The 25,489-nt window shown below is 65.3% G+C and carries 27 protein-coding genes; 15 read left to right on the top strand and 12 right to left on the bottom strand.

Annotated features, from left to right (window positions below; genetic code table 11):
- Window positions 1-4 precede the first annotated feature (4 nt).
- On the bottom strand, window positions 5-1,330 hold the full coding sequence (locus Hhyl6_RS16340; RefSeq protein WP_483740319.1) for an ABC transporter substrate-binding protein: 1,326 nt from the start codon (window positions 1,328-1,330) through the stop codon (window positions 5-7).
- A gap of 169 nt (window positions 1,331-1,499) precedes the next feature.
- Between Hhyl6_RS16340 and Hhyl6_RS16335 the strand changes: the two genes are divergently transcribed.
- Window positions 1,500-2,327: a proline dehydrogenase family protein gene (locus tag Hhyl6_RS16335; protein ID WP_483740318.1), complete on the top strand. Its 828-nt coding sequence runs from the start codon at window positions 1,500-1,502 to the stop codon at window positions 2,325-2,327.
- On the opposite strand, the gene Hhyl6_RS16330 is transcribed toward Hhyl6_RS16335, so the two are convergent.
- A complete protein-coding gene (locus tag Hhyl6_RS16330; RefSeq protein ID WP_483740317.1) occupies window positions 2,328-3,047 on the bottom strand; it encodes a helix-turn-helix domain-containing protein in 720 nt (239 codons plus the stop codon). It abuts the gene before it with no gap.
- Between the two features lie 161 nt (window positions 3,048-3,208).
- On the opposite strand from Hhyl6_RS16330, the gene Hhyl6_RS16325 reads away from it, so the two are divergent.
- Window positions 3,209-4,732 (top strand): aldehyde dehydrogenase family protein, encoded by a 1,524-nt coding sequence (locus Hhyl6_RS16325; RefSeq protein ID WP_483740316.1) that lies wholly within the window; start codon window positions 3,209-3,211, stop codon window positions 4,730-4,732.
- Between the two features lie 33 nt (window positions 4,733-4,765).
- Here the strand turns inward: Hhyl6_RS16325 and Hhyl6_RS16320 are convergent, their stop codons facing one another.
- Window positions 4,766-5,368 carry a class I SAM-dependent methyltransferase gene (locus tag Hhyl6_RS16320; protein WP_483740315.1) on the bottom strand — a complete coding sequence of 201 codons (603 nt, stop codon included), beginning with the start codon at window positions 5,366-5,368 and terminating at the stop codon, window positions 4,766-4,768.
- 88 nt (window positions 5,369-5,456) lie between these two features.
- Window positions 5,457-6,179 carry a profilin-fold protein gene (locus Hhyl6_RS16315; RefSeq protein ID WP_483740314.1) on the bottom strand — a complete coding sequence of 241 codons (723 nt, stop codon included), beginning with the start codon at window positions 6,177-6,179 and terminating at the stop codon, window positions 5,457-5,459.
- Window positions 6,180-6,277: 98 nt separating this feature from the next.
- Between Hhyl6_RS16315 and Hhyl6_RS16310 the strand changes: the two genes are divergently transcribed.
- From Hhyl6_RS16310 to katG, 8 genes are all read left to right on the top strand, one after another.
- Window positions 6,278-7,606, top strand: a complete 1,329-nt coding sequence (locus tag Hhyl6_RS16310; protein WP_483740313.1) for an APC family permease — start codon at window positions 6,278-6,280, stop codon at window positions 7,604-7,606.
- On the top strand, window positions 7,603-9,231 hold the full coding sequence (locus Hhyl6_RS16305; protein WP_483740312.1) for an ABC transporter substrate-binding protein: 1,629 nt from the start codon (window positions 7,603-7,605) through the stop codon (window positions 9,229-9,231). Before Hhyl6_RS16310 ends, Hhyl6_RS16305 begins: the two co-directional genes overlap by 4 nt.
- A gap of 126 nt (window positions 9,232-9,357) precedes the next feature.
- The gene (locus Hhyl6_RS16300) at window positions 9,358-9,600 is read left to right on the top strand and encodes a hypothetical protein (RefSeq protein ID WP_483740311.1); all 243 of its coding nucleotides are present in this window, start codon (window positions 9,358-9,360) and stop codon (window positions 9,598-9,600) included.
- 76 nt (window positions 9,601-9,676) lie between these two features.
- Window positions 9,677-11,245 (top strand): SLC13 family permease, encoded by a 1,569-nt coding sequence (locus tag Hhyl6_RS16295; protein WP_483740310.1) that lies wholly within the window; start codon window positions 9,677-9,679, stop codon window positions 11,243-11,245.
- A gap of 103 nt (window positions 11,246-11,348) precedes the next feature.
- Window positions 11,349-11,600 (top strand): hypothetical protein, encoded by a 252-nt coding sequence (locus tag Hhyl6_RS16290; RefSeq protein WP_483740309.1) that lies wholly within the window; start codon window positions 11,349-11,351, stop codon window positions 11,598-11,600.
- Between the two features lie 61 nt (window positions 11,601-11,661).
- Window positions 11,662-13,209 (top strand): SLC13 family permease, encoded by a 1,548-nt coding sequence (locus tag Hhyl6_RS16285; protein ID WP_483740308.1) that lies wholly within the window; start codon window positions 11,662-11,664, stop codon window positions 13,207-13,209.
- Window positions 13,210-13,286: 77 nt separating this feature from the next.
- Window positions 13,287-13,661 (top strand): tautomerase family protein, encoded by a 375-nt coding sequence (locus tag Hhyl6_RS16280; RefSeq protein ID WP_483740307.1) that lies wholly within the window; start codon window positions 13,287-13,289, stop codon window positions 13,659-13,661.
- 283 nt (window positions 13,662-13,944) lie between these two features.
- On the top strand, window positions 13,945-16,083 hold the full coding sequence (katG, locus tag Hhyl6_RS16275) for a catalase/peroxidase HPI (RefSeq protein ID WP_483740306.1): 2,139 nt from the start codon (window positions 13,945-13,947) through the stop codon (window positions 16,081-16,083).
- Window positions 16,084-16,335: 252 nt separating this feature from the next.
- On the opposite strand, the gene Hhyl6_RS16270 is transcribed toward katG, so the two are convergent.
- The 3 genes from Hhyl6_RS16270 to Hhyl6_RS16260 all read right to left on the bottom strand — a co-directional run bounded on the left by Hhyl6_RS16270 (window position 16,336) and on the right by Hhyl6_RS16260 (window position 18,316).
- Window positions 16,336-17,409, bottom strand: a complete 1,074-nt coding sequence (locus Hhyl6_RS16270) for a DUF7972 family membrane protein (protein WP_483740305.1) — start codon at window positions 17,407-17,409, stop codon at window positions 16,336-16,338.
- A complete protein-coding gene (gene sp36, locus Hhyl6_RS16265; protein WP_483740304.1) occupies window positions 17,406-17,618 on the bottom strand; it encodes a Sp36 family protein in 213 nt (70 codons plus the stop codon). Before sp36 ends, Hhyl6_RS16270 begins: the two co-directional genes overlap by 4 nt.
- A 335-nt stretch (window positions 17,619-17,953) precedes the next feature.
- Window positions 17,954-18,316 carry a hypothetical protein gene (locus tag Hhyl6_RS16260; protein WP_483740303.1) on the bottom strand — a complete coding sequence of 121 codons (363 nt, stop codon included), beginning with the start codon at window positions 18,314-18,316 and terminating at the stop codon, window positions 17,954-17,956.
- A 185-nt stretch (window positions 18,317-18,501) separates the two neighbouring features.
- Between Hhyl6_RS16260 and Hhyl6_RS16255 the strand changes: the two genes are divergently transcribed.
- Window positions 18,502-19,005, top strand: a complete 504-nt coding sequence (locus Hhyl6_RS16255; RefSeq protein ID WP_483740302.1) for a GNAT family N-acetyltransferase — start codon at window positions 18,502-18,504, stop codon at window positions 19,003-19,005.
- Between the two features lie 48 nt (window positions 19,006-19,053).
- Here Hhyl6_RS16255 and Hhyl6_RS16250 read toward each other — a convergent pair whose 3' ends face one another.
- Together Hhyl6_RS16250 and Hhyl6_RS16245 are read right to left on the bottom strand one after the other, a co-directional pair.
- Entirely contained in the window at window positions 19,054-20,187 is a 1,134-nt protein-coding gene (locus tag Hhyl6_RS16250) for a CBS domain-containing protein (RefSeq protein ID WP_483740301.1), read from the bottom strand.
- A gap of 125 nt (window positions 20,188-20,312) precedes the next feature.
- Window positions 20,313-21,101: a YihY/virulence factor BrkB family protein gene (locus tag Hhyl6_RS16245; protein WP_483740300.1), complete on the bottom strand. Its 789-nt coding sequence runs from the start codon at window positions 21,099-21,101 to the stop codon at window positions 20,313-20,315.
- Between the two features lie 285 nt (window positions 21,102-21,386).
- Here Hhyl6_RS16245 and Hhyl6_RS16240 point away from each other — a divergent pair, with 285 nt between their 5' ends.
- Window positions 21,387-21,710, top strand: a complete 324-nt coding sequence (locus Hhyl6_RS16240) for an amphi-Trp domain-containing protein (RefSeq protein ID WP_483740299.1) — start codon at window positions 21,387-21,389, stop codon at window positions 21,708-21,710.
- Window positions 21,711-22,136: 426 nt separating this feature from the next.
- The gene (locus Hhyl6_RS16235) at window positions 22,137-22,655 is read left to right on the top strand and encodes a hypothetical protein (protein ID WP_483740298.1); all 519 of its coding nucleotides are present in this window, start codon (window positions 22,137-22,139) and stop codon (window positions 22,653-22,655) included.
- 44 nt (window positions 22,656-22,699) lie between these two features.
- Here Hhyl6_RS16235 and Hhyl6_RS16230 read toward each other — a convergent pair whose 3' ends face one another.
- The 3 genes from Hhyl6_RS16230 to gvpA form a co-directional block, all read right to left on the bottom strand.
- Window positions 22,700-23,356, bottom strand: coding sequence for a helix-turn-helix domain-containing protein (locus tag Hhyl6_RS16230; RefSeq protein ID WP_483740297.1), 657 nt, complete (start codon window positions 23,354-23,356; stop codon window positions 22,700-22,702).
- Between the two features lie 104 nt (window positions 23,357-23,460).
- Window positions 23,461-23,988, bottom strand: a complete 528-nt coding sequence (gene gvpO, locus Hhyl6_RS16225) for a gas vesicle protein GvpO, halophile-type (protein ID WP_483740296.1) — start codon at window positions 23,986-23,988, stop codon at window positions 23,461-23,463.
- 24 nt (window positions 23,989-24,012) lie between these two features.
- A complete protein-coding gene (gene gvpA, locus Hhyl6_RS16220) occupies window positions 24,013-24,294 on the bottom strand; it encodes a gas vesicle protein GvpA (RefSeq protein WP_483740295.1) in 282 nt (93 codons plus the stop codon).
- Window positions 24,295-24,491: 197 nt separating this feature from the next.
- Between gvpA and Hhyl6_RS16215 the strand changes: the two genes are divergently transcribed.
- Together Hhyl6_RS16215 and gvpG are read left to right on the top strand one after the other, a co-directional pair.
- Window positions 24,492-25,139 carry a GvpL/GvpF family gas vesicle protein gene (locus tag Hhyl6_RS16215; RefSeq protein WP_483740294.1) on the top strand — a complete coding sequence of 216 codons (648 nt, stop codon included), beginning with the start codon at window positions 24,492-24,494 and terminating at the stop codon, window positions 25,137-25,139.
- 1 nt (window position 25,140) lies between these two features.
- Window positions 25,141-25,392 carry a gas vesicle protein GvpG gene (gvpG, locus tag Hhyl6_RS16210; protein ID WP_483740293.1) on the top strand — a complete coding sequence of 84 codons (252 nt, stop codon included), beginning with the start codon at window positions 25,141-25,143 and terminating at the stop codon, window positions 25,390-25,392.
- Window positions 25,393-25,489: the final 97 nt, after the last annotated feature.

Genomic DNA, 25,489 nt, shown 5'->3' with positions numbered 1-25,489 from the left:
CGGCTCAGGATTCGATGAATCCGGTGCCGACGTAGTCGTGGTCCTCGACGGTCAGAATCTGGAGGAAGCCGACCGGGTCCCCGTTCTCGTCGAGGTCGATGGGGCCGCTGACGCCCTGATAGTCGACGTCGCTCGCGCTCCCACCGTCGGCGAGAATCTGACTGGCGGCCTCGAAGGACGTGACTTTCTCACCCTCCGGCCGCGTCACGTCGCGAACAGTCTCCTGGAGCGCCGCCCCGGTGAACTCGTCGGCGGCCTGAATCGAGAGCGCCGCGGTGACCACGCAGTCGTAGGCGTAGGCAGACCACGCCGTCGGTTGCTCGCCGTAGGCCTCCTCGAAGGACGACGCGAACTGCTGGTAGTTCTCCTCCTCCACGGGCGCAGAGGGGACGACGATTTTCATCCCCTCCATGCTCCCCTCCGGCGTGTTCTCGATGACGTTGTCGCCGGAGACGGAGTCGGCGCCGTAGAACTGCGCCTCGTAGCCGCTGGAGTACACCTCGTTGACCATCGTGGCGAACTCCGCCTGATAGGTGACGAACAGCCACGCTTCCGCGCCCGAGGAGTTCATCTCCGAGACCACGCTGGAGTAGGACTGCTGTTCTTGGTCGTGTGAGTTGTTGTACGCTATTTCGCCGTCCCACGCCTCGACGAAGGCGTCCGCGAGGCTCTGGCCGTAGTCGTTGTTGACGAAGGTCAGCGCGACGGAGTCGTAGCCGTCCTCGGCGATGATGTTCGCCAGCGCCGTCGACTGGGTCCGACCCGTCGGCGACATCCGGAGCAACCCGGGGAACTCCGTGAGCGAGAGGCCCGTGGAGTTCTGGCTCAACTGGACGACGTCGGTGCCCTGCACGACGCTCTCGTAGATGGCCAGCGAGACGCCCGACCCCACCGCGCCGATGAGGAAGGGGACCCCGTCCTGATTGACGAGTTTCTGGGCCGCGGAGACGCCGCCCTGATTCTCGCTCTCCGAGTCCTCGACTGTGATGGCCAGCTCGCGCCCGTCGATGCCAACCTCGTTGACCGCCTGCAGGGCCAGTTCCTTCCCGCGCTTGTTCCGCTCACCGAACGCCGACAGCGACCCGGTGAGGGAGTTTATCATCCCGATGGTGTAGGGACCGCCACTGCCGCCGTCGCCGCCACCTCCATCGCCCTCCGTGTCGGTACCGCCGTCGGTGCCACCGTCGCTCCCGCCGCCGTCACCGCCGTCACCGTCGCCCCCGTCGTCGGTGGTGCTGACACACCCCGCCAACGAGGCGAGTCCGGCGAGGCCGGACGCTCTGAGAACTGTTCGACGGTCGAGCTTCTTCGAGGAATCGTCTGACTCCATGTCTATGTGCCTCATGGCGCAAGGACCCCCGTTAACGATGACCCGACCATGGACGGGACGCGGCGCTACCCGGGGATACGGCGCGATTTCGCCAGTTGAATCCATCCCAGTGTTGGTGAAAAATTTGGTCGGGGGCCGTTATAGGTGGGTATGGGACTTTCGGCAGTACATGCTCCCACCTATCGCCAGCAACTTCGTCGCGGGCGAGACGGCGTCGGCGGCGATGGACCACGTCGACGACCTGAACGACCGCGGCGTACACGGCATCCTGAATCTGCTGGGCGAACACTACGACGACCGAGCGGACGCGGACGCGGACACGCAGGCGTACGTCGAACTCGTGCGAGCGCTCGCAGCGCGGGACACCGACGCCTGCATCTCCGTCAAGCCGAGTCAGATAGGACTTGACGTCGGTGACGAAGTGTTCGAGGAGAACCTCGCTCGCATCGTCGACGCCGCCGACTGTCTGGTCTGGATAGACATGGAGGACCACACGACGACGGACGTGACGCTGGACGCCTTCGAGCGGCACGCCTGCGAGACGGACGGGAACGTCGGCGTCTGCGTGCAGGCGAACCTCAAGCGCACCCGCGAGGACCTGCGGCGTCTCGCAGACCTGCCGGGCAAGGTCCGACTCGTCAAGGGGGCCTACGACGAACCGGGCGACATCGCTTACCGCGAGAAGGCCCGCGTCGACGAGGTGTACCGCGAGTATCTGGAGTTCATGTTCCGCGAGTTCGACGACGGGGTCGCCGTCGGGAGTCACGACCCGGCGATGATTAGCCTCGCGCGTGACCTCCACGCGGAGTACGGGACGCCCTACGAGGTGCAGATGCTGACCGGGGTTCGGGAACGCGCGCAGTTCGACCTCGCAGACGACGTCACGGTGTACCAGTACATCCCCTATGGAGAGAAGTGGTTCTCGTACTTCTATCGGCGCATCAGAGAGCGCAAGTCCAACGCCCTGTTCGCCCTGCGGGCCGTCGTCGGGCGGTGACTACGGGTCGAGTAGTTTCGCTTCGGCCTTCCGGAGGTGCTCCAGTAGCGTCGTCTTCGATAGGTCGAGGTCCTCGGCCAACTCCCGCGTGGACGTCTCTCGTGGCCACTCGTAGTACCCCGAGTCTCTGGCGTGTTCGAAGACGTTGCGCTGGGCGGCCGTCAACGAGTCCCGACGCTGGCCGCGTTCGGACGCGTTCGACTCCGAGGTGGTGATGGCGGCGACGCTGACCTCCGCGCCCGCCTGTTCGCGCACCCCTTCGAGGGCCGGTTCTATCTTCGAGCGCTCGTCGGCGAAGCAGACCTGCCACTCCTCGCGGCCGTCCTCGATGCGGACGGGGGCGCTGTGGACGAAGCCGTGTTCGAGCAGGGTCGGGCACACCATGTCGTCCGGGTCGTACTCCAGGAAGAACTCCCGGACGACGTTGCCCGGCGCGTTCCGCTGGCGGCCGAACCGCTCCTGCAGTTCCTGCAGTTCCCCCGCACGGTCCGACTCGCTAATCGCCGTCAGCAGTCGCTCGACTTCCGACTCCGTCTCGCCGAAGGCAGTGAACAGACCGTTGACCGACGACGGCATCTCGCCGCTCGCCGCCGGCGAGTTGTAGATGGCGTGCGCCAACACCCCGCCCCCCGTCTGTTCGGTCGCCTCGATGGCCCAGCAGTTCGGATGCCACAGGTCGAGCGTCAGTCTCGTCCCCGGTACCTGTTTCTCGACGCTCATGGATGCGTTAGTCACTGTTCGGGTTTGTACGTGACGGTTTCACAAACCCCCGCCGACCATGGTCGGGACCTCCCTACACCGACCGTAGCGTCGGCCCTGAATCGTCCACCCGTCCATGGTCGGCGGGGGCTATTGGCAGTCCCTCGGCGTAGCGAGACGCAATGGCAGCGACACATCAGCACTACATCGACGGCGAATGGGTCGACGGCGACGGCACGGAGACGTTCACGAGCGAGAACCCCGCGACGGGCGAGACGCTGGGCGAGTTCCACCGCGGAACGCCCGAGGACGTAGAACGGGCAGTCGAGGCCGCCGACGCGGCCTACGAGGAGTGGCGGGAACTCTCCCGCATCGACCGCGCGGAGTACCTCTGGGACGTCTACCACGAACTGAAGACGAACGTCGACGAGTACGGCGAAATCGTCACCCGCGAGTGCGGCAAGGAGATTAGCGAGGGACGGGCCGACGTGGTCGAGGCCGCACACATGGTCGAGTGGGCCGCCGGCGACGCCCGCCACCCGAGCGGCGACATCGTCCCCTCGGAGATTCCCGCCAAGGACGCCTACATGCGCCGCAAGTCCCGCGGCGTCGTCGGGTGTATCACCCCGTGGAACTTCCCCATCGCCATCCCCTACTGGCACATGGCCGTCGCGCTGGTCGAGGGGAACACCGTCGTCTTCAAACCGGCCGAGCAGACGCCCAAGTGCGCGAACGTCATCGCGGAACTGTTCGACGAGGCCGGCATCCCCGACGGCGTGTTCAACATGGTGCAGGGGTTCGGCGACGCCGGGAACGCAATCGTCGAGTCCGACGACGTGGAGACGGTCCTCTTTACGGGGTCGGCCGAAGTCGGGCACAAAATCGCCGATTCGGTCGGCGGCGTCTCCGGGAAGCGCGCCGCCTGCGAGATGGGCGGGAAGAACGCCGTCGTCGTCACCGAGGAGGCCGACATGGACGTCGCCGTCCACTCGGCGGTGATGTCCTCGTTCAAGACGACCGGCCAGCGCTGTGTCTCCTCCGAGCGCCTCGTCGTACACACGGACGTCTACGACGAGTTCAAAGAGCGGTTCGTCGACGTAGCCTCGAAAGTCGCCGTCGGCGACCCCCTGCAAGAAGACACGTTCATGGGCCCGCTCATCGAGGCCGAACACCGCGAGAAGGTCACGGAGTACAACGACCTCGCCCGCGAGGAGGGCGTGAACGTCCTCGTCGACCGCGCGGAACTCGACCCCGAGGAGATTCCGGAGGGCCACGAGGACGGCCACTGGGTCGGGCCGTTCGTCTACGAGGCCGACCCCGACGCCGACCTGCGCTGTACCCACGAGGAGGTCTTCGGCCCCCACGTCGCCCTGTTGGAGTACGACGGCGACATCGAACGCGCCGTCGACATCCAGAACGACACGCCCTACGGACTGGCCGGGGCCATCGTCTCCGAGGACTACCGCCAGATAAACTACTACCGGGACCACGCGGAACTCGGCCTCGCCTACGGGAACCTCCCCTGCATCGGCGCGGAGGTGCAACTCCCCTTCGGCGGCGTCAAACGCTCCGGGAATGGCTACCCGTCGGCCCGCGAAATCATCGAGGCCGTCACCGACCGGACGGCGTGGACGCTCAACAACTCGAAGGACATCCAGATGGCGCAGGGTCTCTCCGCGGACATCATCACCAGCGACGACGACTGAGAGCGGGACGCCGACATCCCGCCGTCCGCTCTCTCACTCGGCGGCCCGGAACACCCTGACCGTGTCGCGTTTCCGTTCTTCCGACCGGACCTCAACGAACCCGCGAGCCGTGAACACGCGGTTCCAGTCGCGGTAGTACAGCGGGACGTCCTCGTCGACGTAGTTCACCTCGCCGTGGTCGCCGCTCTCGTTCTCGACGGTCACCAGCAGTTCGCCCGCGATGCGCGCCACCTCGTCGAACACCCACTCGACGTCCGGGTGGATGTGTTGGAGCGTCTCGACGGAGTAAACGGCGTCGTAGGCGTCGTCCTCGACGTCGGTGACGAACGCCTCGATGGCCTCGGCGTGGAACGTTCCGGTCTCGGCCAGTTCGGGGTACGTCTCAGCGAGGACGGACAGGGCCTCCTCGTTCACGTCGACGCCCGTCAGGTCGCCGAACCCGGCGTCAGCAAGGGCGGCGAGATGTCGGCCGACGTTACACCCCAGCTCCAGCACGCTGGCGTCGCGCCCGACGCGTTCTTCGAGAACCGACTGCAGCAACTCGCTCGTCTCGTCCGGGCCGTAGTGGGCGTAGTAGGTCGGCGAGTACTCGCCGGACCGGTTCGCCCACTCGTCTCGGACGTCGTTAGAATCCACGTCGGAGAAGGCGCGCGGACGCGTATAGGTCTACCGACACCTCGCCCCGAGCGTGCGGGCCGCGGTGGTCTGGGACCGTCGCTCGCCCCTACAACTCGACGGTAGCGAGGTCCGACTCCAGTTCCTCGACGTGGTCGTTGTACGCCTCGACGAACCCGCGGAACCGCGGCGCGTACTCGCGGATGTCGGCCGCCGAGGGCGGTTCGTACTGCGAGAGGAGGTAGAGACCGCCGGTCCCGCCGACGCGGAGGTACGACGCTCTGGCACCCTCCCACTTCAGTTCCCATCGCGTCCCGTCGACTCTGGTGGCGTACGTCCCGTAGTCGCCGCCCTCGTACCGCTGAAGTTCGCCGGCGATGCGGTCACAGACCTCGCGGACTCCGTCGAGGACGCGGTCCCGTTCTGCGACGACGCCGTCGGTGGTCCGCACCTCGGGGAACTCCGTCGAGACGTCGTCGAGGACGCCGTCCAGCGAGTCGACGTAGTCGCCGAACCCCGCGACGAAGGCCGAGTAGTCCGCCAACGCTTCGGCCAGCGGACCCGGCTCCGGGGGTTGTTTCGTGGAGACGACGTACACCTCGCTCCCCCGGTTCGGGTCGTAGCGGAGGTACTCCAAGTCGCCGCCCTCGTACTTGACCGTCCACTCGCCGCCGTCCGTCTCGACGGTCGCCTGTCCGTAGTCTCCGCCCTGCAACCGGGCCAACTGGTAGGCGATTTGCCCGGCGTGGTCCCGCACCGCGGCGACCAGTTCGTCGCGTCGTTCGGCGACCGCCGTGGCGTCCGCGGGGTCGGCCGGTGGCCAGTCTGTCACACCCGTCCCAGTACCCAGAGGGCAATAACCGGACCGGTCGGGCGGCTTGCAGATGCAACGACAGGCCTCACCCGACACAGGCGACAAGGGGACCCCAAATGAGTCAGCTAGGGCTCAAGGAGGCCGTCGCGATGTCCCTCGGTGGGATGATCGGTGGCGGCATCTACTCTGCGTTCGGTCTCGTCGTCTCGATATCTGGCACCGTCGCGTGGCTTGCGTGGTCGCTCGCGGGCCTCGTCGCGCTCTGTGCGGGATACAGCTACATCAAACTCAACGGGTTCGTCGAGGAACAGGGTGGCGCGCCGACGTTCATCCAGTCGCTGGTCGGCAACCGCACGCTCGCAGGCATCACCGGGTGGACGCTCCTGTTCGGATACGTCGGGTCGATTGCGCTGTACGCGTACGCCTTCTCGCAGTTCTTCGCCGAACTGTTCGGCCGACTGCACGTCACGTCGGTCCCGGTGGCGAATCTGGTGTCGGTGGCGCTGATCGCCGTCTTCGTCGGCCTCAACCTCGTCGGCGTCTCGGAGACGGGGAAGGCCGAGGACGTGCTGACGTTCGTCAAGGTGGCCATCATCGGCGTCTTCGGCGTCTGGGGCGTCGTCTACGCCACGAGCGGGCACACGCTGCGACTCGGACTCGGCCACGTCGCGAGCGTGAGTCCAATCATGGGCGCGGCGATGTCGTTCGTCGCCTTCCAAGGCTGGCAGTTGCTGCTCTACGACCAAGGGAAGTTCAGCGACCCCGAGTCGCAGATTTCGAAGGCGATACTCGTCTCCATCCCGGCGGCGACGCTTCTGTACGTCCTCGTGGCGCTGACGACGGTCAGCCTCCTCCCGCTGTCGGAGATTAGCGTCGCGCCGGAGGTGTCGCTCCTCTACGCCGGCATCCAGTTCATGGGGCCGGTCGGCGCGCTGGTTATCGGGCTCTCGGCGCTGTTCTCGACGGCCAGCGCGGTGAACGCCACGCTGTTCAGCAGCGCCCTGTTCTCCAACCGGCTCATCGACATGGGCATCCTCCCCGACCGCTTCGGGGGCGACGACGGAGACCAAGAGATTCCGAGCACGGTCGTCGTCGTCATCGGCGTCCTGTCGGCGGCGTTCGCCGTCTTCGGAAGCCTCACGAGCATCACGTCCTTCGCGTCGCTGGCGTTCATCGCCACGTTCGGCGGGATGAGCTATCTCGCGTGGGACCGCCGCGCGGACATCGACGGCATCGTGTCTGTCGTCCCGCTCGTGGGCCTCCTCGGCTGTGGCCTGTTCTTCCCGCTCCTCCTGTACAACCTCTACATCACCAGCCCGACGACGTTCTACCTCGTCCTCGTCATCGCGGTGGCCGTCCTCGGGAGCGAACTGCTCTACTTCGAGCGCGAACCGATTCAGGAGACGTTGCCGTGGCTCACGCCGCACGGGGGTGACGACTCGTGAGCGACGACACCGGCGGAGCGGACCTGTCGCGCAGAGCTTTCCTGAAGGGTCTCGCCGGCGTCGGGGCGGCGGGCAGTCTCGCCGGGTGTACCGGCGACGCCGTTTCGCAGGTCGACCTTCCGGGCACGTACAAGGGAGGGACGTTCCGGTACGGGCAGGTGCTCCCGCCGATATCGCTCGACCCGGTCGAGGTGGACGACCCGTGGTCCATGCAGGTCGTCCGGCGGCTGTTCCAGAGCCTCTACGCGTACGACCGCCAGTTGAACCTCGTGCCCGTCCTCGCCGACGGCGACCCGGAGGTAAGTGCGGACGGGACGACCTACACCGTCTCGCTCCGGGAGGAACCGACGTTCCACGACGGGAGCGGGCTCTCGGCAGACGACGTGAAGTACTCCTTCGAGGCCCCGAAACGGGAGGACACGTCGAATCGCTGGAAGGTGAACATGGTGGAGGAGATAGCGACGCCCGACGACTCGACCGTCGAGTTCACCCTCTCGTCACCGTACCCGAACTTCGAGCACTCGCTGACCCAGCCAATCGTCCCCGAGACGGTCCGCGAGGGGAACGCGGAGGCGTTCGGGAAGGAGGTCGCCGTCGGGACCGGTCCCTACACGTTCCACACCTTCAGCGAGGGGCAATACGCCCTCTTGGAGCGGTGGGACGACTACTGGGGACCGGAGCGTCCAGCGGTGGACTGGCTCAAGTTCGGCAGCGTCCACTCCGGACTCGCCCGGACGACGAGCCTCAAGACGGGACAGAACGAGGTCGTCGAGCGCGTCCAACCGCACTTCTGGGACGCTACCGAGGAGTTGGCCGACTCGTCCGTCGTCACGACGCCGAGTTACACCAGCTACTTCCTCGGGTGCAACACGACCACGAAACCGCTGGAGAGTCCTCGCGTGCGAGAGGCCATCGACTACCTCGTCTCGATGGACGAGTTCGTCGAGGAAGTCGTCGGCGAAGCGGGCCGGAGACAGTACGGGCCGGTCCCCCCGCAGATGGCGTCGCAGTGGGACTTCCCCACCGACGAGTGGGCGAGCGTTCCACACAGACAGAACACCGAGCGCGCACGTCACATCCTGCAGTCGACGTTCTCGGAGATGGGTATCTCGGGATGGTCGCCCACGGTCGTCGCCCCGCACGACGACTACGTGGCCCAGAAACTCGCGAACACGGTGGCCCACGAACTCCGGTCCATCGGCTTCCGACGCACTCGGGCGGACACGTACCACTGGCGGGAGTTCCGGGAGAAGATTACGTCGGGCAACCGGAGCGACTACTCGCTGTTCGTCACCCCCTACGCCGGCGGCCCCGACCCGGACACCTTCCTGTACCCGCTGGTCCACGAGAACATGCAGGGCGTGACCAACGGCACCTACTACAACGAGCAGACGGTGATGCGACACGTCTCCGCCGCCCGAGAGACGCGCGACCGAGCAGAGCGCAAGCGCCACTACGAGCGTGCGATAGGGACGTTGCTCGAAGACCGCCCGCTCATCCCGGCGTTCACGCTCGACGACAGTTTCGGCGTCAAGCGCCGCGTACGTGGCTTCGAGCCACATCCGCTGGCGTCGTACAACCCGATGACGCTCACACCCGACGGCGCTCCGTCTCTGCGGCGGTGACCCGACAGGAGGTCCGGAAGCAGAGAGGGGCGACTGGGCATCCGGTTCCGCGACGAGTGAGCAACTGCCGGCGAGAGCCTCGTGAAGCGGATAGCCTTTTGTTTCCCATTTCGTACGTGTCGAGAGATGGCAACTTCGGAGCACGACCTCGACGCGATTTCGCCGATGGCGTGGCGGTTGCTCCGCGTCGCGTCCGGATTCAGCCAGCGGGACGTCGAGCGCGAAGTCGACGAACTGATGCAGGCCCACCTCTCCATGCTCGAAAGCGGTTCTCGTGGCCTCTCTGCGCCGCGACGGCAGGTGCTGTTCGAACTCTACACGGCAGGACTCGACCAGCATCAGGTCCACGCAATCGTCGACAACTTCTGAACGCTGGGGCGTGGTAACACGCGGTGTATCAATGATAACGATTATAATGAACCATCAGTGACGTAGGTGTGTATCAATGATACAGCGCCTCACAAGCACGGCACGCGGCAGAGTCGCCCTGTTCGCGGCGATTCTACTCGGGACCGCACTCATCGCGTTCGGCCCGTCGCCGGACGGGTTGACGGTCCGTGGCCAGTACGCAATCGCGACGATGTTCTTCGCGGGCGCCCTCTGGGTGACGGGAACGTTGCCACTGCCGGTGACGGCACTCTCGATACCGGTACTGTTGACGGCGTTCGGCGTCTACGGTGACATCGACCCCGCCCTCGCGGGGTTCGCAGACCACCTCATCTTCCTGTTCATCGCCGGGTTCATGTTGGCGAACGCGCTCCAGAAGTACGACATCGACCGGCGAATCGCGCTGCGAATCATGAGCCAGATGGGGACGTCGCCGCGGAAACTCATCGCGGCCATCATGCTGGCGACGGCGTTCCTCTCGATGTGGGTGTCCAACACCGCCACGACGGCGATGATGACCCCCATCGCGCTCGGCGTTCTCGGGCAGGTCATGGGCCGGGAACAGGTCGTCGAGGAGGGCGCATCCGAGGACGCGTTCTACAACATGCAGATAGCGACGCTCCTCGGCACGGCCTACGCGGCGAGCGTCGGCGGCGTCGGGACGCTCATCGGGACGCCGCCGAACGCAGTCGTCGCGACGCAGGCGAACGCGATTCTAGGGTACGAAATCGGATTCGTCGACTGGTTGCTCATCGGACTCCCCGTCGTCGCCGTCACGCTCCCTCTCGTCTGGTACATCCTCACCTATCGGCTCTACCCGCCCCAGATTGACGACGTGAGCGACGCACGGCAGGAGGCACAGCGATACCTCGAAGAAGAGGGGGCGCTGAGTGTGCGCGGTCGGCGCGTCGCCTACATCTTCACTGCGACGGCGGGCCTGTGGGTCCTCGGTGGGCTGGATATCCTCTTCGAGGGTACTATCCCCACGGTCTGGTTCAACACGCTGTTCGGCACCAGCGAAGGCCAGACCGTCTTCGGTGTCGCAGGGCACGAGGGGCTACTCTACTACGTCATGGTCGGGTTGTACGCCATCCCGGCGCTTGTGCTCGCGGACACCGTCGAGTGGGACGACATCGTCGACATCGACTGGGGGACCATCCTGCTGTTCGGTGGGGGCATCGCCCTCGCAGACGCGTTCGCCAAGACCGGTGCGACCGAGTGGCTAGCGAGCAGTATCTTCGGGAACTTGACCAGCGCCCCTATCGTCCTGGTCGTCGGCGCTATCGTCCTCCTCGTCATCTTCCTGACGGAGATGACATCGAACACCGCGACGTCGACCATCATCGTCCCCGTGCTCATCGGAATCGGTGGGGTATTCGCGTCGACGCTCGGCCTCGCCGAAGTCTCTGCCAGCATCTTCCTCGCGGTCAGCGGGGCGATAGCGGCGTCGTTCGCCTTCGCACTCCCGGTTGCGACGCCGCCGAACGCCATCGTCTTCGGGAGCGGCCACCTCAAGCAAGACCACATGATGCGGGCGGGGGTCGTCCTCAACGTCGTGATGACCCTCGTCCTCACGGGCCTCATCTGGCTGCTGTTCCAGTTCGTCTGGCCGATGTTCCTCTGGTGAGTCGCCCTCTCGGGTCGCTCGGAGCGTCCATTTTCCGAACCTCGGCGTTTCGCGCGTAGACGAACAGTTATGTGCATCGGTGCGATGGTGACACTATCGACAGATGAGAGGCGGTGGGTCGGACGACGTGGCCCTCGATGAGATATCGGCGCTCGGGTGGCGACTCCTCCGAGTCGCCGCCGGATTCGGCCAGCGAGACGTCGAAAAGGAGATAGACGACATCATGCAGGCGCACATCTCGATGCTGGAGAGCGACACTCGAAGCCTCTCGGAACAGCGCCTCGAACAGTTGTTCGCCCTCTACCGGGCGGAACTGACCGACGACCAAATCGACGCCATAGTCACCAACTTCTGAGCATGGCATCACTCGACGCACCGACGAGGCGACGGCCCCGTGAGACCCGACGGAGCGGACGATGAGGGGGGCCACACTGTCGGCGGGCCGACGAACCGCGCTCTCCATCGCTCTCGCCGTCGTGGTGACGGCAGTCATCGCCACCGCACCGTCGCCGGCCGGCCTCGACAGAGCGGGGCAACTGGCGCTGGCGACGATGGCGCTGGCGGCGATTCTGTGGGTGACCAAGGCGCTCCCGCTCCCGGTGACGGCGCTGCTCATTCCCGTTGCGCTGACCGTCTTCGGCATCTACGACGACATGGAGGCGGCGCTGTCGGGCTTCGCCGACCCGCTCATCTTCCTGTTCGTCGCGGGGTTCATGCTCGCCAAGGCGCTACAGACGCACGACATCGACCGGCGACTCGCTCTCTCCCTCATCAACTGGCTGGGGCGGTCACCGAGGCTGCTCGTTCTGGCCATCATGCTGGCGACGGCGGTCCTCTCGATGTGGGTGTCCAACACCGCCACGACGGCGATGATGCTCCCGGTCGCGCTGGGGGTTCTCGCGGAGGTCGTCGGCCGCGAAACGCCCGACGACGAGGTGTCGAACATGCGCGTCGCGACGCTTCTGGGGACCGCCTACGCGGCGAGCGTCGGCGGGGTCGGGACGCTCATCGGGACGCCGCCGAACGTCGTCGCGGTCGCCTTCCTCGACCAACTGCTCGGCTTCGAAATCACGTTCGTCCAGTGGCTCACCGTCGGCCTCCCGGTCGTCGCGGTGACGCTTCCGCTGACGTGGTACGTACTGACGTTCTGGCTGTACCCGCCGGAAATCGACGACGTGAGCGACGCTCAGGCACAGGCCGGCGCGTTCCTCTCGGAGCAGGGGCCGCTCTCGGCCCGGGCCCGGCGGGCGACGTACATCTTCGCGGCGACGGCCGGCCTGTGGATGCTCGGCGGTCTCGGGTTCCTCTTCGAGGGGGTCCTACCGCCGGCGTGGCAGGTGACGCTGTTCGGAGGAGAGGGGACCAACGTGTTCGGTATCGAGGGACACCGTGGCGTCCTCTACTTCGTCGTGGTCGGTCTGCTGGCCATCCCGGCGCTCGTCTTGGCCGACGCGGACGACTGGGGGAACCTCGTCGACATCGACTGGGGGACCATCGTCCTGTTCGGCGGCGGTCTCTCACTCGCCGATGCGCTCGGCAACACCGACGCCACCGCGTGGCTCGCGGAGTCGCTGTTCGCTACCGTCGTCGGGGCTCCACTGGTCCTCGTGGTGTTCGTCGTCGTCGTCTTCGCGGTGCTGATGACGGAGGTCACCTCCAACACCGCGACGGCGACGATACTGGCACCGATACTCGTCGGCCTCGGGAGCGTCCTCGCCGAGACGCTGGGTATCGCCGTGGTTCCGGCCGCGGTGTTCCTGACGGTGACCGGTGCCATCGCGACGAGTTTCGCGTTCGCACTCCCGGTGGCGACGCCGCCGAACGCCATCGTCTTCGGGAGCGGCCACCTCGACCAGCGCGACATGATACGCGCCGGCGTCGTGTTGAACGTCCTGATGACCCTCGTGTTGACCGCGCTGGTCGTCCTCCTGTTCTCGTTCGTGTGGCCGGTCGTCCTCTGGTGACCGGCGGCCGCCGAGGCGTGTGCCATCTCGTCGCACGCCGGCAGAACGTAGAAGAGAGAGACGGGCGGACGTAGCGTATGCCCCTGTTGCAGTTCGACACGACGGCGACGCTCTCCGACGAGGAGAAGCGGTCGTTCACCGAGCGGATGACGGAGCTATACACGAGCGAGATGGCGACCACGAGCGGACACGTCGCCGTCGTGCTCCGCGAGCACGAAGCGGCGAACCTCGCCCTCGGCCGGTCCGTCCCCGGGCCGCTCCTGTTTCTCGACGCCGAGATTCGCGGCGGGCGACCGTTCGAACGGAAACGAGCCTTCGCTCTCGCGGCGATGGGGTACGCCGGTGACGCACTCGACGTCCCCGACGAGAACATGAAGGTGGTGTTCACGGAACACCGCGGGGAGGCGATGATGGGAGTCGACCGCGTCGGGGGCGAGTGGAGCGAGGAGTAATCTGTCATCGACGGCCAGCCAGACCGACCCGTCTCGGCCGGTCGCAGAGGTCGGTACCGGCGCTGCGGGGTTCGACCGTCGTTCGAGCGGTCGTTGCGGTGGTACGGCGTTCGCTCGCAGCGGCGGTCGTAACCGGGCAGAACCGTTCCGAGAGAACTACTGGATAGACGTCTTGAGCCTACCGCTAACGGAAGTTTACAGTGTCTGAAGGTTGCTTGACTGGAAAGGCAGTATCGCTTTTGGATAGACAAACTTAACATCCGGAAACGAGAAACCGCCGAGCGTGAACGGGTCCAACCAAGACTGGTGGCCGAATCAGTTGAGCCTAGATATCCTCGACCAGAACGCCCGGAATGTCGAACCGATGGACGAGGAGTTCGACTACGCCGAAGCGTTCGAGCAACTAGACCTCGAAGCCGTGAAGGCGGACATCGAAGAGGTGATGACGACGTCCCAAGATTGGTGGCCGGCCGACTACGGCCACTACGGGCCGCTCTTCATCCGGATGGCGTGGCACAGCGCCGGCACGTACCGCACCAGCGACGGTCGCGGCGGCGCGGCCGGCGGGCGACAGCGCTTCGCGCCGCTCAACAGCTGGCCCGACAACGCGAACCTCGACAAGGCGCGCCGACTGCTCCAGCCGGTCAAGCAGAAGTACGGCCGCAACCTCTCGTGGGCCGACCTGATGATTCTGGCCGGGAACGTCGCCATCGAGTCGATGGGCGGCAAGACGCTCGGCTTCGCCGGCGGCCGCGAGGACGCCTTCGCGCCCGACGAGGCCGTCGACTGGGGCCCCGAAGCGGAGATGGAGACGAACGAGCGCTTCGACGAGGCCGGGGAGATTCAGGAGGGGCTCGGTGCCTCCGTCATGGGGCTCATCTACGTGAACCCGGAAGGCCCGGACGGTCAGCCCGACCCGGAGGCGTCGGCGAAGAACATCCGACAGACGTTCAGCCGCATGGCGATGAACGACGAGGAGACGGCCGCGCTCATCGCCGGCGGCCACACCTTCGGGAAGGTCCACGGCGCCGACGACCCCGAGAACCTCGGCCCCGAGCCCGAAGCGGCCCCCATCGAGAAGCAGGGCCTGGGCTGGGAGAGCGACTACGAATCGGGCAAGGGTGCTGACACCATCACCAGCGGCATCGAAGGGCCCTGGACCCAGTCACCTATCGACTGGGACCTCGGGTACATCGACAACCTGCTGGACTACGAGTGGGAACCGGAGAAGGGTCCCGGCGGCGCGTGGCAGTGGACGCCGAAGAGCGAGGAGCTAGAGGACACGGTTCCGGACGCCCACGACTCCTCGGAGACGCGGACGCCGATGATGCTCACGACGGACATCGCGCTGAAGAAGGACCCGGACTACCGGGAGATAATCGAGCGGTTCCAGGACAACCCGATGGAGTTCGGCATCAACTTCGCCAAGGCCTGGTACAAGCTGACCCACCGCGACATGGGCCCGCCCGAGCGGTTCCTCGGCCCCGAGGTCCCCGACGAGGAGATGCTGTGGCAGGACCCCATCCCCGACGCCGAATACGGCCTCATCGGCGAGGAGGCCGCCGCCGACCTGAAGGCGGAGATTCTCGACTCGGACCTGTCCGTCTCCGAACTGGTCCAGACCGCGTGGGCGTCGGCGTCGACGTACCGCGACAGCGACAAGCGCGGCGGCGCGAACGGAGCGCGCATCCGCCTCGAACCGCAGAAGAACTGGGAAGTGAACGAGCCGGAACAGTTGGCCACCGTGCTCGACACGCTCGAAGGGATACAGGAGGAGTTCAACAGTTCGCGGTCCGACGGGACCAGAGTCTCGCTCGCCGACCTCATCGTTCTGGGCGGCAACGCGGCCGTCGAACAGGCGGCGGCGGACGCCGGCTACGACGTCGACGTCCCGTTCGAACCGGGCCGAACCGACGCGTCGCAGGAACAGACCGACGTCGAGTCCTTCGAGGCGCTCAAGCCGGAGGCAGACGGGTTCCGTAACTACCGCTCGGACGAGGCCGACCAACCGGCCGAGGAGATGCTCGTGGACAGAGCGAGCCTGCTGGACCTGACACCGGCCGAGATGACGGTGCTGGTCGGCGGCATGCGAGCGCTCGACGCGACCTACGGCGACGCCGACCACGGTGTCTTCACCGACCGGCCGGGGACGCTGACCAACGACTTCTTCGTGACCCTGCTCGACATGGACTTGGAGTGGGAACAGGCCGACGACTCCGAGAACCTGTACGAACTGCGGGACCGCGATACGGGCGAACTCGAGTGGACGGGGACCCGTGCGGACCTCATCTTCGGGTCGCACGCCCGGCTTCGAGCCATCACGGACGTCTACGGCAGTGACGACACCGAGGAGAAGTTCGTTCGCGACTTCGTCGACGCGTGGCACAAAGTGATGACCCTCGACCGCTTCGACCTCGAGTAATTCGCGACACACCGGGTCCGTGGGCCGTGTCGATTGCCTCGACGCGAGGGGACACGGCCCGCGTCCGGTTTCTCTAACCGATGTCGGTCGTCTACTGCAGAGACTGTCGCCAGCGGGCGCTGCGAGTTGGACGGCCCACGAGATTCGCACCGACAGAGAGAGCAGCCGTATCGGAACCGGTCGAGCAACTGTCGCGTCCGTGTTCGCACGGGTGAGTCCGTACCGGAAGACGGCCGCGTCTCCTCGGAGCGCTCACCGTTGGGAGTCCCTGAGGATGAGCGGGCCGATGGCCAGCGTCCGTTTCGCAATCGTCGCGATTCGCGCGATGTAGGAGACCAGAAGCAGGAACGGAAGCAGCGTCACGGTCAACGCGACGGAGACGAGCAGCGTCACGTGCATGACGCCGAACGTCGACCCGACGATAGACGTGCTGTCGACGAACGTGAGCATCGACCCGGCGACGACGAGTGCAGGAACGGACATGTACAGGATGAGTTGGGAGAGGTTGATGAGCGCCCACTCGAAGTAGAGCGTCTTGATGTGTTCACGGGCGGGCCCGAACATAGAGAGAGTCGTCTTCAGGCCGTCGAGGAGTTCGCGCTCTCCCTCGGTGAGGCTCCCATCGTGGTCGTGTGCAATCCGCTCGACCTGGAATATCTTCCACCCGTAGTTGTAGTTGAGCGCCGCGAACAGGACGTGGAACGTACCGAACTTCGCGCCGTCCAGTTGGTCCTGCACCTGTTGTGCGTTCTCGAGGAGACTGCTCGTGAACTCGTCTATCTCTTCACGCAACTCGTCGTCGTCGTTTTCGGTGACCGTCTCTCGTAACTCCCGCGCGTACCCCTCGGACGTACTGACGATGTGCAGGAGGAACGCCGACGGGTCCGCTGGGACCGGGCGCTCTATCAGTTCTCGGGTGTACGACCGGACGTCCATCGTCCTGCTCATCCGCTCGTGCTGGTCGCCCAGCGGGCCGTTCTCCTCCGAGATGACGAGTTGGCTGATAGTGACCACGAGCGTCGTCCCGGTGATGATAGCACCGATCATCGTGGCGAACGTTCGCTCGATAGTCCGCGTCGACTTCAACGCCGTTATCCCCGGCGGATAGAACTCGGTCCCGACGGCGACGAAGACGCCGCAGACGACACACGCGAGGAGTCCAGTGATGAGCAGGCGGTTCGCACCGAGCATGACCCAGAGTTTGAGTCGACTCTCGTTCGCCCGCTCGCGCATCGTGTTTGCCGTCCCGATGTCGGTGTCGGCATCTGAGTCGACTTCAGTGTCGATGTCGACGTTCGCGCCCGTCTGTCGGTCGCCCTTTCTCATCGTGCAGCGCTCCGCTCCGAATCGGCCGGACGCTTGAACAGCAGGTATTTCGTCCCGCCGCCGGTGTACTCGACGGTTTCTACGAGTTCCCAACCGGCACGTCCGAGTTCGTTGAGCTCCGCTTTCGGGTCGGCAGACTCCTTCTGGGTCGCTTCCTTCGGAACCTGAATCGTTTCGTACTCCCAGCAGTCGTATTCACTACTCGCCATCGATACCTCCGGCGAATTCGTCGATAGACGGTACCGCTCGGTCGCCTTTCCGACGAGACACGCCCAGAGAGGTATCGGATGTCGCTATCCACACACTGGATACACGACGCAATACGTTATAGCACGACTGCTTTCAGGTACAGGCAGCGTCTGTCGTACGCGTCGATTGTGGTGGTCTCGTCCGTCGAACGACCGAGCACGATTTCGCACGACGCCGCGGCCCTCACGACCCTCGTCTGAGACGGGCTCTCTGCTTCGCCGCGACCGCGCCGTAGTGACCGTGTGCAGACGCCTCTGCGGGTTGGGAAACAGTGTAACTGCGGCGGGAGAGACCCCTATTCGTTCGAGGAGCCGTCTTCGGACGTGGCAGTATCACCGCTGGCCCGTCGACGGCGTCGAACGAGATACGCCGACGACGCGAGCGCACCGAGAGTCAACAGTCGTCGTCCAGTGGAGCTGGAAGACGACTCGGTGGCTTCCGCGGAGTCGGACTCGGATTGGGACTGGACCCCGGATTGGGCGTTCTCGCCACCGTGGTACTCCTCGAGTCCTTCTCTGACGCCCTCTTTCACCGCCGACTTGATGTCGTCGCGGTCGGGACGGTCGGACCCGTCCGAGCGACCCTGCTGGGTCGCCTCCGTACCATTCGACACTATCGGTCGCAGCGCTTCCGTAATCTGTGACGTTGCCTTCGACATTGCAGGTGGATATCCGTCTCCCGCGGGCAAAGCGGCTGGCCCTGCACATACAAGGGAGTGCGAGCGGGGGAGAGAACCGGACGGGGCCGACGTGAAGCGCCGGTTCCGGTGCGCTCCTCGTCGGAACCGACCGTCCCTGCGTTTGCAGGGACAGTTCACTTCCAGTCTGCCACCGAGCAAAGGGTATGGAGATTCGTCCCGCTAGGGCCGACGACAGCCGAGAAATCGAAGAGATAGTGTGGCGCTCGCTCCGCTCCTCGTACGTCCTCAGTCCGGCGAAGATAGCGGCGATTGTCGACGACGAGTTCGCCTCGGAATCGCTCCGCGCCCGAATCGACGGCCGGGACCGGCAGGTCCTCGTCGCCGAGGACACGGCCACCAACAGGGAGTTCTCGCTGCTGGGCTTCGGCGAAGTCGACGACGAAGCGACGCTACGGTGGCTCCACGTCCGTCCCAAAGTCCGAGGGAGAGGGCACGGTCGGTCGCTCGTCGAGCGACTCAGAAGCGAGAGCGACACCCGGTCGAACCAGTTTAGCGCCCGCCCGCTCCAGAGCGCCCGGGAGGGGACCCCGTTCCTGGAGCGGTTCAGCCTCTACGCGTGTCAGAACGACCCGGTCGAAATCGGCGGCGAACGCTTCACCGAGCAGTTGTACACGCGGGACGGACGACGACCGGACGACGCCGAATAGGTCGACGCCGCTTTCGACCCCGTGTCGGCGGCGACCGGAGGGGCCGGTTCAGGGCTCCTGTCGTTCGACGGGGACCGTCTCGCTCTGTTCGGCCTCGGACCGTTTGCCTTTCAGTTCGAGGACGTTGCGTTCCAGCGTCTCCAGTGCCGCCGAGAACGCGTCGGCCGCACCGTACTCCTCGCCGGTCCCCGCGAGTTGCTCCGTGTCGGTGAACAGGCGGACCTGACACCGCATGAGCGACAACCCGCGGTGGTTCTCGTCGTGTTTCTGGAGCACCACACGGGCGTCGAACACGTCCAGATCCTGATACTTCTCGGAGACGGCTTCGATGCGCTCGGCGACCGCTTCGCGCTCCTCGGTGCGGAAGTACTCCGGATTGACCACCTCGACTTCGAGGTCCGGCGTTTCGACGCCGGTCAGCGCCCGGAGGACGTCCGTCTTCGTGACGATGCCGGCGGGTCCCGCCGTCGAATCGTCCTCGACCACCATGCCGTCGTACTCCTTTTCGAACATCGTCTCTACGACCGATTCGACCGTCGCAGACGGCGTCGTCGTCTCCGCGGGTCGGCTCATCACGTTCTCGACGGGGAGGTCCACGAGCGTCGATTTGTCCCCGCCCCTACTGCCGTTGGTCGTGGTATCAGTTCCCCGAACGACGAACTCGACGAGGTCGTCCGTCGTCGCGATGCCGACGAGTTCGTCGCCGTCGACGACCGGTAACCGGGAGACGCCGTTCTCACGGAGCGTGTTGACGACTTTCCCCATCTCGGTCTTGCGGTCGGCCGTTATCGGGTCCTTCGTGTAGACGTCCGACACCTCCACCGCTTCGAGGCCCTCCCTCGCCTCTTCGAGGAGGCTGTCGCGAGTGACGACGCCGACGATGCCCGTGTCGTCGACGAGTGGCGCGACAGTCGTCTCGTTTTCCACGAGCACTCTGGCTATCTCGCGGACGCCGGTCTCCGGGTCCAGTTTCGGGACCGTACCCATGACGGCCTGTGCCTGTGCGTCGTCACTCAACCGCGACCGAAGCAGGTCTCGCGGGAGGACGGCACCGAGGACCTCTCCCTCGTCGACGACGAGAACGGCCGCCGTGGACGCCTTTTCGAGCGTCGACCGCAGTTTTCCAGCGCGTGCGTCCGGCGCGGCAATCTCGTACTCCTCCGTCAGTATCGCTCTCTCCATCGGTGACTCCCTGTGGGGGCCCAGCGGGAATCAACGACTGGCCTGTATTCGAAGGCCGGACCCGTCTCGCTGCCGGAACGGACGGCAACCGGTCTCGTCCCGATTCGGCCCGTCGACGAGTTCGGTTAGCTGTCGAACATGTACCACTCTTGCTCCGCTTCGATGCGGTCGGCCAGATGTGCGTTCAGGACGACGCCCAAGACGATAGCGAGTCCGACGACGTACAGCCACGTGAGGACGAGCAGTACGGCACCGACGAGGCCGTAGAGGTCGACGCTCTTCGAGACGCTGACGTACAGTCGGAGGCCGATGGCCGACACCGTCCAGCCAAGCGCCGCGACAGCGGTTCCGGGGACGACTTCCCGCAGGGTCACCCCGCCGCCGGAGAACGTGTAGTACAGGGGGAGAAACAGGATACACAGCGCCAGCCACAGCAACACCGGTCCGACGACAGTCCACAGCAATCCGGGCGCTCGGAACAGAAAGAGCGACCCGACGAATCCCATCACACCGATTGCCAACGTCACCGACACCCACACGAAGAGACTGTTGACGAGGTGGCGGCCGAGCGAGCGCTCTTTCCGGATGTCGTATATCTCCGAGAAGACGCCCTCAAGCGCTCGGAACAACCGTAGCGAACTCCACGTGGAGATGAGACCCGCCAGCACGATGGCTCGCCCTCGGCCGGACGTGTTACCCCCGACTCGCCCGACGAGTTGGCGGAACTTCTCCCCACCGACGCCCGTGAGGAGACGGAGCGCCTCCACGAGTGCGTCGCTGCTCTCGAACTGCGTCAGCACCGCGTAGCCCAACACGACTAGTGCGACGAACACGTCGAACGCGTAGAACGCGAGACTCGCCGCGTTCGCGGTGACGCGCTTCTCCCGAGCGAGGGCGACGAGGTTGCGTGCCAACGCCTTTCGCCTCACGACGTTCTCACCCGACTCTCTATCTCTGCCGGGACGTATGCTGTACCGACTGTGAATTCACTAATCATCTCAGTTGCCCCCGCCGGCGTCGCCCACGAGTGGTTCGGACGGGCGACGAGCGTTGGTGTCTGCGGTCACGCTACATCGTCCCCGCCCCTCCACGTTCTGTCTGCAAAGGCAAGCCCGCAGTCCGACCGAATCCGAGCACGCTCTCGTATTTGCAAGCAGGGCCCTCATTGCTAGTAGGACCCAGTCTTTAGACGGTTCAACATGAGCGCACTCGAATCACAAGGAGAGATGACGCGGACCGAAATCGCCGAGTACCTCCGTTCGTTCGCCTCGCAACTCGAAACCAGCGAGAGCGGGTCAGCCCTGACACCGGACACCGACTCGGACGAGGACACGCGAATCACGTTCATGGTCGGCGAGGACAGCCAGACTATCGACCCGCCGGAGACGGTGACGTTCGACGTGGCGGCAGAGTCGGACTCGTCGTTCGTCGGCTCTCAGACCGAACACGAGGTCGAGTTCGAACTCAGTTGGCAGAGCGAGACGGGGGACGAGGACAGCCGAACAGAGCTGGAGTTCGAGTAACACTCCCGCGAGGCTTCGAACGGGACCCCGAAAGTGCGAACGACGTCACGGTCTCCGACGCTCTTTTCGACGAGTCGCCCGTCGATGTCGACGCACGCCCAGTCCTGCGGCGCTTCAGTCGGCGCTCGGGCCGGCGTCCGTCTCTGACTCGCTCACGTTGTGTCACCGACCGTTCGCAAGCCGCGGCGGTTCCACTGTTGCTTGCACAGACAACCCGGTGTCGGCCTCTCGTGTGGCACGGCGTGGCCCCTCAGTCCGACCGCTCTCACGGGTCACGTCGTCGGAGCGCGCCGGGTTCGGCGACGTCGCCGCGGGATACCGTCGAAGCGGGGCGAAACAGGAGTCGCCGTCGTGTCCGCCGTTGCACCGCCGCTTGCACTCGAAGGCCAGAGCCGTATCCGCGCCGCGCACCGTTGTTGTCGTACGATGAGTGACGCTCCCGTCGACACCAGAGTCGAACGCCTCGAACAGACCCTCGACGCCGTGTTCGCCGCCGACGTCGTCAAAGAGATATTTCAGGCGGTCGACGTCGAGGCGATACTGGACGACGAACCAGCCAGAGACCCCGTCGACGTCGACCACCTCGCCGAGGCAATCGGTCGGCCGGTCGGACGACTCCTCGTCTCGCACCTACTCAGCGGGAGCGGGCCGACCGGTCTCGCGAAGAAGACGATTGGGAGCGAACTCGGCAGTCGTGTCGCGGTCAAGACGTTCCGCGTCGCCGTCGAAAACGTCGACGTAGAGGTCGTCGCCGAGACGCTCGTCGAACTGGACGAGGAAGCGCTCCCCGGGCCGCCGCTACGAGAGACCATCGAACCGTATCTCGGGGAGAGCGGCGTACTCGCATCCGAAGTCGGCGACCTGCAAGACGACGCCGGTCCGGACGCCGGCGGTATCAACGACGCTGGTGGTGGCGACCACACGGGACCACTGGACGAGGACTAACCGTCGGCGGCGGTCGGAGAGACACGCCCGACCGAGGGCTCACGTCAGGTCGAGTCGGTCCCGACGATGAGCGTGTCCTCGACGAGCGATTCGACTGCTCGGTGGAGTCGCTCCGAGAGCGCCTGATGGGTGATGTCGAGTTGCTCGGCCAGTTCCTCGAGCGTCTGTTCCTGCGGGACCGAGTAGTACCCTTCTTCCGCGGCCAACACGAGCGCCTGATACTGGCCGTCGGTGAGGCCGAACCGGGCGGCGGGCTTGTCCTCCATCTCGCGAATCGAGTCGACGTCGTACGTGAGGCCGTGTTCGTCGCAGAAATCGTGGGTCATCGAGAACTTGTCCCGAGTCGGGAACATGACTCGAAGGTTCCACTCGTCACGTCTCCCGTAGGCGTCGAGGACGGTCGCTTCGGAGTTCGTAATCATGTTCAACAGGAGTTCGATGCGGCTTATCCAGTCCATCCGGTAGAGCAGTTCGTCGTCGAACTCGGCGAGGGGGCGGACGTTGTCGACGCTCTGGTCCTCGTCGAACGCCGCTTCGAGTTCCGCCGCATCGACGTTGCGCGCCCACAGTAACGGCATGACCGCGTCGTCGCCGCTCTTGATGATGCGCTCACACTCGAAGTGGACGTCGGGGAGCGCCTCGAGCGTGTGAGCGAGCGCGAACTCCTCGGCGGGCACCGACCCCGTGACAATCGTCGCCACGGGTTACCGCACCTCCAGGCGTTCGGTCCGACGACGCGTTCGGCCGACGACCGAGGGTGGCCGTGAACACGAACAGCCGCTACGCGCCGTAATCGATGGAGTCGTCATTCGATTGGCTCCTGTTGGTCGGTGTCGAGCCGACGGTATCGCGAGCGTCGCTGATAGCCGGTCACTGTCCCGGCGTCGTCGAAGGTGAGTTCGTACCGTCCCAAGATGTCTTGGGTGTCCGGAATCGCCCGGCGTTCGACCACTTCGACGACCGCCAGCCATCCGCCGTCGCCGCCCTCGCGGACCTCGACGACCCCGTCTAACGGCCGCTCGATTAGTTCGGCGGCGACGGCTTGGACTTTCCGACGAATCTCGACGAGCGGGCCCACGTCCACGACGGAACCGCTCCCGTCGCCGTCTGCAGAACCGGAGTCGTCCGCTGACTCGGTCGTCTCCTCCGCCGCTCCGCCGTTCGAACCCGCCTCGGATTCGCCCGATTCGCTGGACGACTCCCGGTCGACGGTGGAATCCGACTCGTCGTGGTGATGACAGAACTTGCCGTCCGTGGCCGAGTGCTGGCACTGGTCGCCGTCGCTGGTGAGCGCCTGACACTGGTCAGCCGACTCGGCGTCTGTTTGGGACATAGCTACAGTTGTGATACCCGACCGTTACTGAGTCGGTGCCTGCTGGTAGTTGTCCGGGCGAGCGGGTTTCTCTATCTCGATGTCTTTCATGTCGTCGAGGTCGCCAGACTGACTGGCCTGTTCTATCTTGGTGATGTTCTCCGCGTAGTGGAGGAACGTGTCCACGGAGGCCGCTACGACCCGGGCCTCGACGGTGAGAATCTCGATACCGACCACCGAGACGCGTGCCCAGATGTCGACGACGAGTCCTTTGTCGAGGATTCGGTCAAGCACTGCTGCGAGACTACTGGAGTCTGGTTGTGCCATACCTACTAACCGAGGCAAAGTTACCTGACGTTGCTGCTTGCGACGGCAACCACCCGGAGGCCCCTCCGTTCGTCTTCGGTAGTCCCGAGCGGCGTCGCCGAGAAACCCACGCGGCTTTATCCGCACCACAGCGCGGGAAATCCCCCTTGCAACTGCCGGCAGTAGGAATACTACACTATACCGAGAATAACGGTCCAATGGGAGCCGACCAACCCGCGGCAGGGGACAAACTCTACGTGTACGGTGTAATCGAAGACGAGTCAATTGACGTCTCGACGACCGGCGTCGAAGGTGCGAGTGACGTGTACACGGTCGCACATCGCACCCACGCCGCGGTCGTCACCGACATCGACACGCTCGACCCGGACGAGACCGACGAGAACGCCCGTGCGCACGACGAAGTGCTCCGCGAAGTGATGGACGCAGGTGACGGGCGAGGCGTCGTCCCGATGCGTTTCGGGATGGTGTTCGAGTCCGAACGAGCCCTGAAGAACGTCCTCCGGAACAGCAGCGTCGAACTCAGAGGGTCGCTCCGGCAGGCCGACAGCCGCGAAGAAGTCGGCATCAAGGTCCTCGTCCCCGAAGAAGGGATTGCCGACGCCGACTCGGTGCAGACGGCTATCGAGACCCAACTTGACGACAAGGCGGCGGCCGTCTCGGAGGGGGACCTCTTCAGCGACCGATTACTGATGAACCGGTCCTACCTCGTCGACCGCGAGGAGCGCGAGACGTTCGACGACGCCGTCGACACCGTCCGCGAGGCCCACTCGGACCTCACGGTGCAGTACTCGGGTCCGTGGGCCCCGTACAGTTTCGTCGACTTCACCATCAAGAAGGAGGGGTGAGATGTTCCTCATAGACGACCTCTTCCTCAAGCCGTGGGTCTCTCTGCTGTCGGTCATCCACGACATGGCCCTCGAAGAGCGGTACGACGTCGAGGGAATCCGCGAGGACCTCAAGGAGACGCACCTGCTGTACGAGGTCGGTGACCTCGACGAGGCGGCGTTCGAGCGCCGCAAAGAGACGTTGCAGGCCGAACTGGACGTCGCCCGAGAGGCCCGCGAGCGCCTCAGCGACAGGGTCGAAATAAAAGGATGACGAGGGCACGAACGCGCTCACGGACGGGCGGCCACGCCCTCACAGAACCGACGACGAACGAGTACGCGGGCGACGAGAGACGGCGGACCTCGACGAG

The sequence above is a fragment of the Haloarcula sp. H-hyl6 genome (assembly GCF_056934455.1).
The sequence above is the reverse complement of the archived record's forward strand: the minus strand, read 5'-3'. Positions and strand labels throughout refer to the sequence as shown.